Genomic DNA, 2,132 nt, shown 5'->3' with positions numbered 1-2,132 from the left:
TTTACTACTTCCTTAAAAATCTCGTAATTCATCATATTACGGTTCCTCCTTAATCTAAAAAAGCAGGGAACATAAGTCACTGGCTTACATTCCCCGCAAGGTTAATTGTTACTGTTTATTCTTTTTCTTTCTTCCACGAAGTCCGACTCCAACACCTGTAATAAGTGCAAGTGCACCAATTCCAAGATAAAGAAGCGGATTTGCATTGTCTCCTGTCTGTGGAAGCTTAGGCTCTGTCGGTACATTGACAAGCTTAAGAGTTGCTACAACAACATCCGGTGCATTATCATCATATCGAAGTGTTACATCGTGCCATCCACCCTTGCAGTGAACTATTTATCTGTAATGCACGGGACACATAGGACTGTCCCGTATTCTGTGCATCTTAAACTCCTCCTAATATATAAGTGTAGGGTTTAGATACCCCAACAGCCAGTTGGGTTCTATCCCTCTTATTGCTAAAGCTGTACAATGATGAGGTATCGGTCTGACAGTATTCTCCTTGGACTCAATAGACGTCCGTATGAAAGCCAGTCAGCCAGCCTATCATTTGCAGCCGTTCGATTTATGCAGGTTGGACTGCCCTGTGCACGTCCGTTTGATACCCCAGGAGATTGAATAAGCAATGAGAAATAGCTGGACACCATACAAATTCACTTTCGGAGGTACGAGAATGTACAACGCAGTAGGTATTGATGTATCAAAAGGCAAGAGCACCGTCGCCGTCCTGCAACCAGCAGGTGTTATTATTCGTAAGCCTTTTAATGTTAATCACACATCAAGTGAACTGGATGAGCTTGCCAAATACATTGGCAGTCTGGAAGGTGAAACCCATGTTGTTTTGGAATGCACCGGGCGTTACCATGAACCAGTGGTAAAAACTCTTTCTGAAGCCGGTTTGTTTGTCAGTGCTGTCAATCCACATCTGATCAAGAACTTTGGCAACAACTCCATCCGCAAAGTCAAATCCGACCCTGCTGATGCGAAGAAGATTGCACGCTATACTCTTGACAACTGGATAGAACTGCGACAGTATTCAAGTATGGATAATACACGTACTCAATTAAAAACTTTAAACTCACAATTCAGCTTCTTCATGAAGCAAAAGGTTGCCGCTAAGGCTAACCTGATTGCACTATTGGATAATACCTATCCTGGTGTCAATAAACTCTTTGACAGCCCTGTCCGCGATGATGGCAGTGAAAAATGGGTGGATTATGCTTACTCATTCTGGCATGTGGATTGTGTCCGCAAAATTGGATTAAAAACATTCACGGAACGCTATCAAGCATTCTGTAAAAAGCATCACTATAATTTCCAACCAGCAAAACCAGCGGAACTATTTCTTGCATCCAAAGACCTTATTGCTGTCTTTCCAAAAGAAGCGTCTTATAAACTGCTTATTCAGCAAAGCATTCAGCAGCTTAATCTTGCTTCTTCCCATGTAGAAGAACTACGTTCAAAGATGAATGAACTTGCTTCTACTCTGCCCGAATACACAACGGTAATGGGCATGTATGGCGTGGGAAAAACTTTTGGTCCCCAGCTTATAGCAGAAATAGGTGATATTTCCAATTTCTCACATCGTGAAGCATTGACTGCTTTTGCCGGAGTAGACCCAGGTGTGGATCAGTCAGGCACCCACAATTCAAAGAGTAATAAAGCATCTAAATGCGGTTCCAACCGTCTAAGAAAGACTTTGTTTCAAATCATGTCTACACTGCTTCAAACAGCTCCTGAAGATGATAAGGTATATCAATTTCTTGTCAAGAAGCGTGCAGAAGGAAAGCCTTACTATGTTTACATGACTGCTGGGGCTAATAAGTTCCTGCGTATCTATTACGGCAAGGTCAAGGAATGCATCCGTAATTTAGAGCAATAACCAAGTCTAAACTCATTTTTCTTCAAACCGGCAAATATGGCGGTTCAAAACTTGTGCCCAAAATCACAATCATAAAAATAATTCATTTTACTATTGACTTTTTATTAGCAGGCTTTCATTATACCAGCTCTCTTATTTTAAAGAAATACTGCATAAGTCTTCTGTTTTTCTTATAATTTAAGAATAAACCCTTTACCTGCATACGCTCACCTCCTCTCAGAATGTGCCCATTCTTACGAATGAAAGAAAT

At 41.1% G+C, this 2,132-nt stretch carries 2 protein-coding genes; one reads left to right on the top strand and one right to left on the bottom strand.

Annotation, left to right across the window (positions count from 1 at the left end):
- Positions 1–108: 108 nt before the first annotated feature.
- On the bottom strand, positions 109–336 hold the full coding sequence (locus WMO38_RS15235) for an LPXTG cell wall anchor domain-containing protein (RefSeq protein ID WP_081021251.1): 228 nt from the start codon (positions 334–336) through the stop codon (positions 109–111).
- Positions 337–673: 337 nt separating this feature from the next.
- On the opposite strand from WMO38_RS15235, the gene WMO38_RS14940 reads away from it, so the two are divergent.
- Positions 674–1,882: an IS110 family RNA-guided transposase gene (locus WMO38_RS14940; protein ID WP_349163206.1), complete on the top strand. Its 1,209-nt coding sequence runs from the start codon at positions 674–676 to the stop codon at positions 1,880–1,882.
- Positions 1,883–2,132: the final 250 nt, after the last annotated feature.

Origin of the sequence: Lachnospira hominis (ex Hitch et al. 2025) (assembly GCF_040096395.1) — a bacterium.
Classification (GTDB): Bacteria; Bacillota; Clostridia; order Lachnospirales; family Lachnospiraceae; genus Lachnospira; species Lachnospira hominis.
Note: the sequence above shows the minus strand (reverse complement) of the source record. Positions and strands in the feature narration are given on the sequence as shown.

Coding starts and splice junctions, on each gene's coding strand:
- WMO38_RS14940 (WP_349163206.1), top strand. CDS start 674: ATGTACAACGCAGTAGGTATTGATGTATCAAAAGGCAAGAGCACCGTC.